This window comes from uncultured Campylobacter sp. (genome assembly GCF_937997465.1).
GTDB lineage: Bacteria > Campylobacterota > Campylobacteria > Campylobacterales > Campylobacteraceae > Campylobacter_A.
In genome coordinates this window covers 1-8,691 of the sequence record NZ_CALKTQ010000119.1, presented here as the reverse complement: position 1 = coordinate 8,691, position 8,691 = coordinate 1, and the positions used below count along the sequence as shown (strand labels likewise).

The 8,691-nt window shown below is 33.4% G+C and carries 7 protein-coding genes; all 7 read left to right on the top strand.

Annotated features, from left to right (window positions below; genetic code table 11):
• The first annotated feature begins 115 nt into the window (after positions 1-115).
• The gene (locus Q0546_RS03605; RefSeq protein ID WP_297950371.1) at positions 116-1,096 is read left to right on the top strand and encodes a peptidoglycan bridge formation glycyltransferase FemA/FemB family protein; all 981 of its coding nucleotides are present in this window, start codon (positions 116-118) and stop codon (positions 1,094-1,096) included.
• Positions 1,059-2,492: a hypothetical protein gene (locus tag Q0546_RS03600; RefSeq protein ID WP_298790609.1), complete on the top strand. Its 1,434-nt coding sequence runs from the start codon at positions 1,059-1,061 to the stop codon at positions 2,490-2,492. Before Q0546_RS03605 ends, Q0546_RS03600 begins: the two co-directional genes overlap by 38 nt.
• 113 nt (positions 2,493-2,605) lie before the next feature.
• Entirely contained in the window at positions 2,606-4,576 is a 1,971-nt protein-coding gene (locus Q0546_RS03595) for an alginate lyase family protein (protein WP_298790607.1), read from the top strand.
• Entirely contained in the window at positions 4,569-5,711 is a 1,143-nt protein-coding gene (locus tag Q0546_RS03590) for a glycosyltransferase (RefSeq protein ID WP_298790605.1), read from the top strand. Before Q0546_RS03595 ends, Q0546_RS03590 begins: the two co-directional genes overlap by 8 nt.
• A gap of 23 nt (positions 5,712-5,734) precedes the next feature.
• Complete coding sequence (locus Q0546_RS03585) at positions 5,735-6,802, top strand: glycosyltransferase family 1 protein (RefSeq protein ID WP_298790603.1); 1,068 nt, start codon at positions 5,735-5,737, stop codon at positions 6,800-6,802.
• 314 nt (positions 6,803-7,116) lie between these two features.
• Entirely contained in the window at positions 7,117-8,223 is a 1,107-nt protein-coding gene (locus tag Q0546_RS03580) for a glycosyltransferase (RefSeq protein ID WP_298790601.1), read from the top strand.
• The coding region (locus Q0546_RS03575) for a sugar phosphate nucleotidyltransferase (RefSeq protein WP_298790599.1) at positions 8,216-8,691 on the top strand (476 nt) is incomplete at its 3' end. The genes Q0546_RS03580 and Q0546_RS03575, both read left to right, overlap by 8 nt.

The window sequence follows — 8,691 nt, the reverse complement described above, 5'->3', positions numbered from 1 at the left end:
TAGATATTTACAAAACATACAAACTAAAGAAATTTATGAAGGCTTTATGAAAAATAATAGATGGCTTTTTAATGATTTAAAAATAGGAAAGTATAAAGTATATAAGGAAAGTTAAATGATAAGAATTTTGAAGGAATATAACAATAAAGATTTAAATTTGTTTTCTAGTAAAGAGTACTTGTCTGCTCAGTCAAATGACTATGGATGGTTTGTGGACGATAATTTTATTTTACCGTATTTTATTTGTAAAAAGTTATTTTTTAGATATATGATCTTTCCCTCTGAAACAATATATCTAAAAAATAATATAGCATTGGATGATGAAAAATTTTTTTTAAATAAAGTTATAGAAAAAATAGCGAAAGAATTAAAATATGTTGATTTTATATTAAGAGCGCCTAGTAATGTTGTTTTTAATACGGTTCCTGATGATGCTATATATTGTAAATTCGGTTCTTTGCCAGTAAATCTACTTCAGGATAAAGATGTTCTCTTTAAAAATATGCATCAAAAACATAGAAATGCCATAAACAAAGCCCAAAGAGATGGTGTGCAAATCAATAAAGGCATTCAATACAAAAACGATACTTTAAATATGATAGATTGTACTATGCTAAGGCGTGGTTTTGAGTCTGCATCAGAAAGTATAGATAATGAACTAAGAGGAGTGGGTGCTAATTTAGAATTTTATGTATCAGAATATGACGGAATAGCTCAAGGCGGCGCTATTATTGGATTGGATAATAAAAAAGCGTATTATTTGTATGGCGGTAGTATTGAAAAACCCCATCAGGGAGCCTTAACATTAATGCATTGGCAAATTATCAATGATATGAAAGCAAAAGGTCTTGATGAATATGTTTTTGTGGGAGCTAGAATTAATGTAAAAAAAGATAGCTCAATATTTGGAGTGCAAAGATTTAAAGAGAGATTTGGTTCGGTTATGAAAGTGGGTTATATGTGGAAATTCCCAATTAAGCCATTTAAATATAAACTATATATTTTGCTTAAATATATTAATAGCATAATGAAATTTAAAAGATATACAAAAGATTTAATTGAAGAAGATAAAAAATACAATACAGAGTCTGCATAGAGAAATGTTAAATAGATCTTTTAGAACAGTATCGATATATATATTTTTTTTAATCCTCGAAAAAGGGACGAATGTAATATTCTTCTCATATTTGGCACATTATTTTAGTGTGAGCGAAATGGGAAGATATAATATGTATATAATAGTTTATACCTTCGCATCCTTTTTTTGCTCATTAGAGATAAAATCCGGATACACAAAGTATTATTATGAATATAATGATAATATAAAACAGGACAAGCTTTTCTTTAGCATTATAAATTTTACTTTTATATTGCATATCGCGTTTGGCTTTATTTTTATCGCTATCTTAAAATATTTCTTAAATTTAGATTTTTTACTATTTTTCGCTTTTATATTGTTATCATTTTTTGATGTTATATTATATCTAATGCAATGTAAAAAAAGATTCTTAGAACAAGATTTCCATTATGGCATAATTGTTGCGTTAAAAGTTATTTTTACTGTTTTTTACTTTTTCTTATTAAAAAGTATTTTTAATAATTCAATAGATTCAAAATATATTATATATTCTATGCTTTTTTCATATATTACAGTATGTATCTTAATTGTTAGGCGGTGGAGGTTTTGTATAGATTTTAATATAATTCGAGAGATATCCGCTTTTTCATTAAAAATATTACCTGGAAATCTTTGTGTATATTTAACCTCTTTTGCACCACAAATCATCATGAATATTTTTTCATTTAATCAAAATTTGATTGGCACATTTTTTGTCTATCAAAAAATGGCATCAATGTTATTTTTATTATTTGAGCCTTTTTATTTGTTTTTTTCACAAAAGTTTTTTAAGCATTATGCCGATAATAATTTTTTCATATCTTACCAAAGAATGTTTTTTATAATAATATTATTATTTGGTTTTTTAATGTCCATTTTTATTATATTTTCTGAACAGATTATATCAATATTCGCCGGCGCAAAGTATATAGAATTTAAAAATTCTCTGTTGGCTTTTTTGATTAGTGGGTATTTTTATATTATTTCCAGAATATTGGCTTTAAATATAAATATTTCTAGCAAAAATCAGTATTGCTCTTATATAGAAATTTCTGTATGTGCTCTTTCTATAGCTACATTAACCATAAGCTCTTATTTTTCTAATTTTTTAATACTTATTTATTCTGTTGCATTTATTTCGTTCGTAAATTTTTTATCTTTTTTAATTGTTGCAAAAATGATAAAGCCAAAATTTTTTATAGGCTACTTGCCTTTTTGTGTTCAACTAATTATCCCATGTATAATCTTTTTTTTAAAGAGTTTTTATGATTTTAGAATGTTGGATAAAATTTTTATATGTTTGTTGCTGTTTATATTATATGCGCTGAGACTATCCTTCGTGCTTAAAAAGTCATTTATAGGTATAGCAAAATGATGTTATCATACTATTTTAAAAAGATAAAAGTTATTGGTTTTGGAGAGGTGATTAAAAAAATATTTTTTAAGGTATTTAAAAAGATTAATGATCGCATTCAAAAGTGGACATATATGAAAAAGGGTGCCCGCACAAATTTTAATGTTCCGATCATAAAAACTAGCTACATAAATACAAAAGAACTCTACCTGTCAAATATCGATCCGGATGTCGCAAGATATCTATCCAAAATGTACATCGATCATAAATTTGATCTGCTCGGTAGCGGGTGGGTGAAAAATAGCTATGATAGCGCGGCGCTCGGGCTTGAGGGCTACAAATACGATATGAACGTCGCAGCGCCCGCAAACGCGCTAGAGGGCTACGAGCCGATTGATTGGCAAAAGGATTTTAAAAGCGGCTTTCGGTGGGATGAAAAAAAATGGTACAAAGATCAGCGCATAGCCCATAAACCTGGTAGCGATATAAAGGTGCCGTGGGAGCTTGCGAGGCTTCAGCACATGCCGCAGCTTGCTATTTTTGCGATGGCGGATCCGAGTCTGAAAGAGCAAAATTTAAAAGAATTTAAAAACCAAATTTTAGATTTTATCCGCAACAATCCGCCTAGAATGGGCGTAAATTGGACCTGTACGATGGACGTGAGCATCAGGGTCGCTAATATGCTGGCGGCTTACGATATGTTTTGCCAGATGGATGAGGGCGGAATTTTAGATCAAAATTTCAAGCAGACCTTTTCAAATAGCGTCTACGAGCATGCGCTTCATATCGTAAATAATCTGGAATATTCGCCGCATCTTACGTCAAATCACTATCTAAGCGACATCGTGGGCCTGCTATTTGCGTGCGCTTATTTGGACGGCGGCGGCGAGACGGACGCGTGGCTGGCGTTTGCCGTGCAAGAGATAACCTGTGAAATGAAAAAGGAATTTTACGAAGACGGCGGCAATTTTGAGAGTTCTACGAGCTATCACCGTCTAGGCGGTGAGCTAATGGCATATGCCACGGCTCTGATACTGGGTCTAAAAAGTGAAAAAATTTCATCGCTAAAAAATTACGACGCAAAGCTTTGGCGCAAAAAGCCAAAACTCATGCCGCCAAACGAGCAGGAATTTAAAATTTTAAACGGACAAATAGCGCTGCCGCAGTGGTTCGCAGACAGGCTGTATAAAATCGGCAGGTTTACTGCCGACATTACAAAGCCAAACGGCGAAGTGCCGCAATTCGGCGATAACGACAGCGGCAGATTTTTTAAATTTAGCCCAAACGGCGAGTTTTTGAGCAACGAACAGGCCGTACGAAAATATCTAAATTTAAGCGGCTTTGCGGGCGATAACGAGCCGTTTTGGGATGAAAATATCTTAAATCACTCGGCGCTAATTAGCTGCATGGGCGGGATTTTTGACGACGAGATATTTAAAAACGATATGCGCTTTGAGAGGAGTTTTGCTCGATCTCTTGCCGGGCGCACGCTGCAAACAGGAGATAAAACATATAAGAGCCAGGTCGCTTCGGGCGTGAAATTTAGCGAATTGCCGCACCGAAAAAGCATGGAATTTAAAATTGCGAGTTCGCAAGAGATCAAAAAACTATTTTATCCGGACAGCGGAATTTTTATCTTTAAATCCAGCAAATTTTACCTCGCCGTCTGCGCTACGCCGCTTGGGCAAAAGGGTCACGGCGGACATACGCACAACGATAAGCTGAGCTACGAGCTGTGGATAGACGGGCTGGATATAGCAAGAGATCCAGGTTCATATCTTTATACGCCGCTCCCCGGCAGAAGAAATGAATTTAGAAGTGTCAAGGCACACAACGTGCCGATTATAGGCGATTTGGAACAAAATAGTTGGGGCGAGGGAGCGATAGGATTATTTGGAATGTTTGCAGAGTGTAGATGCGAGGTGATAGATTTTGGAGAAAATTTTATAAGCCTCGCCGCAGAATATAAAGGCGTAAAAATTATTAGAAAATTTGAGATAAAAGAGAACGGGTTAGAGATTGTCGATATGGCAAATAGGGAATTTTATTATAGTAAATTTGAGTTATATTCGAATGGATATGGGAAGTTGATGAAAAATGTCTAAAAAAGTTTTAATGGCCGTTGCAAATTACTATACTTCGCCATTTCAGGTCGGTAGTCATCACTATGCCAGGGCGTTTGAAAAGCTAGGGTATGAGGTGCTTTTTATCTCAAATCCTATCTCGCCGATACATAAAATTTTTGCAAATAGCAACGAGTTGAAAGAGCGGGAAAGAATTTATAAAAAAGGGGGCGAAAGCGCGGGCGGTATTTTTTATTATGTTCCACGCTCCATTTTTACTCCTCAAAATAAGCCGATTTTATCGTCGAATTTTGTTTTAAATAATTGGCAAAATTTTACGTGCCCGAATTTGCTAAATTTTATAAAGGAGCGGGGTTTTGGCGAAGTTGATATATTGTGGTTAGATAGCCCATTGTTTGGTTTTTTGCTAGATACTATAACTTATAAAAAATCGATTTTAAGGATAGCTGATTATTCAAAAGGTTTTAATGCAGTTTCTGATGCGCAGTTTAAAGCCGAGATAAATATCGCGAACAAGGTGGATACGGTCATTTATACAGCGAAAAATTTAAAAGAAAAATACGATCAAATAAAAGATAAATCTAAAATGAAATATGTGCCAAATGGCATTGATCTTGATTTCTTTAAAGCGGCAGATAGGTCTTTGCCGCAGGAGCTTGAAGATATTCCTGAGCCTAGGGTAATTTACGTAGGCGCAATACATGATTGGTTTGATGTGGATTTAGTGTATTACTGCGCTAAAAATTTGCCAAATTATAGTTTTATTATAATAGGTCCGGAGCAAAAAGATCTATCTTTACTCAAAAAGCTAAAAAACGTGCATATTTTGGGAGCTATATCGTATGATAAAATCCCCGCGTTTTTATATAATTCGCAGGTGGGTATTATTCCTTTTAATGTTAAGGATTATCCTGATTTAGTAAATAGTATAAATCCGCTAAAGATGTATGAGTATCTAGCTTGCGGATTAAAGGTTGTTAGCGTGGAGTGGGAGCAGATTAAAGATATGAGTGGTATAATTTATTTGGTTAATACAAAAGACGAGTTTTGCAATGCAATAAAATATAGCCATGGTAAAGAATATGATTTGCAGAAACTTTCTTGGTTTTGTATCTTAAAATTTTTTTTGAAGGAAATCGGTATATATGTGGATTAAATATTCTATTGTAGGTATAAGATATGCTGTTTGTGAATGCTAGGTTTTTAACTCAAAATATCACTGGAGTTCAAAGATTCGCAATTGAAATTTCATTGTGGCTTAAAAGGATATTGAAAGATAATATTCGATTCGTTGCTCCAAAAAATATAATTCACATAGATGTGGCAAAAGAGCTAGATGTAATTTGTATTGGAAATTTACAAGGATATCTATGGGAACAATTGGAATTACCAGAATTTTTGGTAAAGAGACAGAGCCCATTGTTATTAAATTTAGCCAATATGGCGCCAGTATTCTATAAAAATAAAGTTACGGTCATACATAGTTTGTCTTTTTTAAATAAGGAATGGAATTCTTTTTTATTTCATAATATGTATAAATTTCTAATTCCGTTGATAATAAAAAATAGTAAATTCATTTTTACGGTAAGTAATTATACGAAACAGGAAATATTATCATACTATAAAAATATATATAATTTACATCGCAATATAGATGTTGTATATAATAGTTATATTGTTCGAAGTAAAAATAACATTGTAAGTAATATTTTTAATGGCAATATTGAAGAATATATTTTATATGTTGGATCAGTCTCTAAGAGTAAAAATATAGTAAATTTGATTGAAGCTATAAATAACATTAATAGTAAAAACAAAAAAATTTTATTATACATAGTGGGCGGCTGCGATCAAAAAATATTTCGTTCAAGCGATATAGCTAGTAACGAATACGTAAGATTTGTCGGACAAATTAATGATGAAAATATCTTAATGGCTTATTATCAGAATGCGACCGCTTTTGTTTTTCCATCATTATATGAAAGCTTTGGAATTCCACCAATTGAAGCTCAGGCATGTGGTTGCCCGGTATTGTGTTCGGAAACTACGAGTTTGCCGGAGATTTGCGGTAGCGGTGCTTTGTATTTTGATCCGACAAATATTCATGACATAGAAACAAAGATAGAATTGGTTATAGATAATAAGGATTTACAAAACAAACTTCGCGCTAAAGGTTTTGAAAATATTAAGCGATTCAGCTGGGAGAAATCGGCACAGAAAATTATAAATTTAGTAAATAAGTTATAAAATATAAAGATATCTACAACCAAATATCTTGCCAATATGGTTTTTTAGGATTGCTTTTAAAAAAGTCAATAAATTGTTTTAGATAATTTATATACCAATTGTAGGTTGTGGATTTTGTAAAAAGTTAAGCCTTGGAGTAATAGAATTCTGGTTTGTAATAAAATTAATTGCTCACAGTAAAACGTGATGAAAGTGATATTATATTGACGTGAATTGGCTTATATATACTCTGAAAGTAAAAGGATGTGGATGGGTAAATTATAAAAAGAAATTGATTATTTGTGAAATAGTATACATGATAAATGGAGATTAATATGAAAAAAATTTTAGTTGTTGATTGGCTGGATAAATATGCAGGCTCGGAACGCGTCATTAATTCTTTGCATAAAATATTTAAATTTGATGAATGCTACACTCTTGTGAATATAATGTGCAAAGAGGATCTTGATAAAACATTTAATGGAAATATCCCTAAAATCAACCATACTTTATTAAATTTATTTGGTAAGAGATTTAGATATTTTTTACCTTTGTTTCCATATTTTATAAAAGGCATAAAATTACCACAAGACACTAAATTGATAATTAGCTCTTCGCATGCTATTTCAAAATATGTAACATCCCAAGGAGCTTTACATATATCTTATTTTCAAGCTAGAAATTTGAAATATATATGGGAAGAACGAAATTTATACTTTACCGGAATAAAAAGAATATTTAAATTTATAATACCGTATTTACAAAAATTTGATATAGAGGCATCAAAAAAACCTGATTTTATCATATCAAACTCAAAGTTTGTTCAGTCTTGGGTTGAGAGTAGGTATGGGAGAGATTCTGTAGTAATTTATCCGCCAGTTGATATTGATAGTTTTGGATTAGAAACAAAAAAGGAGTCATATTATGTTAGTGTTGGTAGGTTGGAACCATATAAAAGATTTGATATAATTGTGAAGGCCTTTAATGTGTTAAAAGATAAAAAACTAATAATAGTCGGCGATGGTAGCCAAAGAGAGTATTTAAAAAACTTATCTAATAGTAATATTGAATTTGTAGGTTTTTTGGATAAAATTGCTATCAGCAATTATGTAAGCAGAGCAAAAGCTTTTGTTTTTATGGCAGAAGAAGATTTTGGTATAGCACCAGTTGAGGCGCAGGCTTGTGGCACACCTGTGATTTGCTTGGGAAGAGGCGGCACAAAAGAGACTATTGTAGACATGCAAACAGGCGTTTATTTTTATAATCAAAATGTGCATGAGCTTATAGATGCAATTAATAAATTTGAAATAAATATAGATAAATTTGATCCTATAGCCATCAGAAAAAATGCTCTAAAATTTTCAAAAGAGAGATTTGAGGCCGAGATCAAAAGCTACGTCGAGAAAAAATATGAGGAATTTAAGGACGGCCTAAATGACTAATCTAATCCTAAGCGGCGGCAGCGGCACGAGGCTGTGGCCGATCAGCCGTACGCTTATGCCGAAGCAGTTCGTGCGCCTCTTCAGCGACCGCTCGCTTTTTATGATGAGCTACGAGCGAAATTTTCCGCTATGCGAGCGCACGCTCGTCGTCTCGAATGAGCAGCAGTATTTTTTGGCGCTTGATCAGCTTGAGGCTCTAGGCGCGCGCGGCGTAAAATTTCTTCTCGAGCCCGTTGGCAGAAATACGGCTCCTGCGATCGCGCTTGCGTGTTTGAGCTTAAAGGCCGAGGAGATCGTTTTCGTAACGCCGAGTGATCATCTCATTAGAGATGAGGCGGCGTATAAAAACAGCGTCTTGCGCGCGCACGAGCTTGCGAAACAGGGGTTTTTGGTTACATTTAGTATCAAGCCTGCGGAGGCAAATACGGGCTACGGCTATATCGAAGCAAGCGGCGAGGACGTGTTAAA

Coding starts and splice junctions, on each gene's coding strand:
- Q0546_RS03595 (WP_298790607.1), top strand. CDS start 2,606: ATGAAAAAGGGTGCCCGCACAAATTTTAATGTTCCGATCATAAAAACT.
- Q0546_RS03580 (WP_298790601.1), top strand. CDS start 7,117: ATGAAAAAAATTTTAGTTGTTGATTGGCTGGATAAATATGCAGGCTCG.
- Q0546_RS03590 (WP_298790605.1), top strand. CDS start 4,569: ATGTCTAAAAAAGTTTTAATGGCCGTTGCAAATTACTATACTTCGCCA.
- Q0546_RS03605 (WP_297950371.1), top strand. CDS start 116: ATGATAAGAATTTTGAAGGAATATAACAATAAAGATTTAAATTTGTTT.
- Q0546_RS03585 (WP_298790603.1), top strand. CDS start 5,735: ATGCTGTTTGTGAATGCTAGGTTTTTAACTCAAAATATCACTGGAGTT.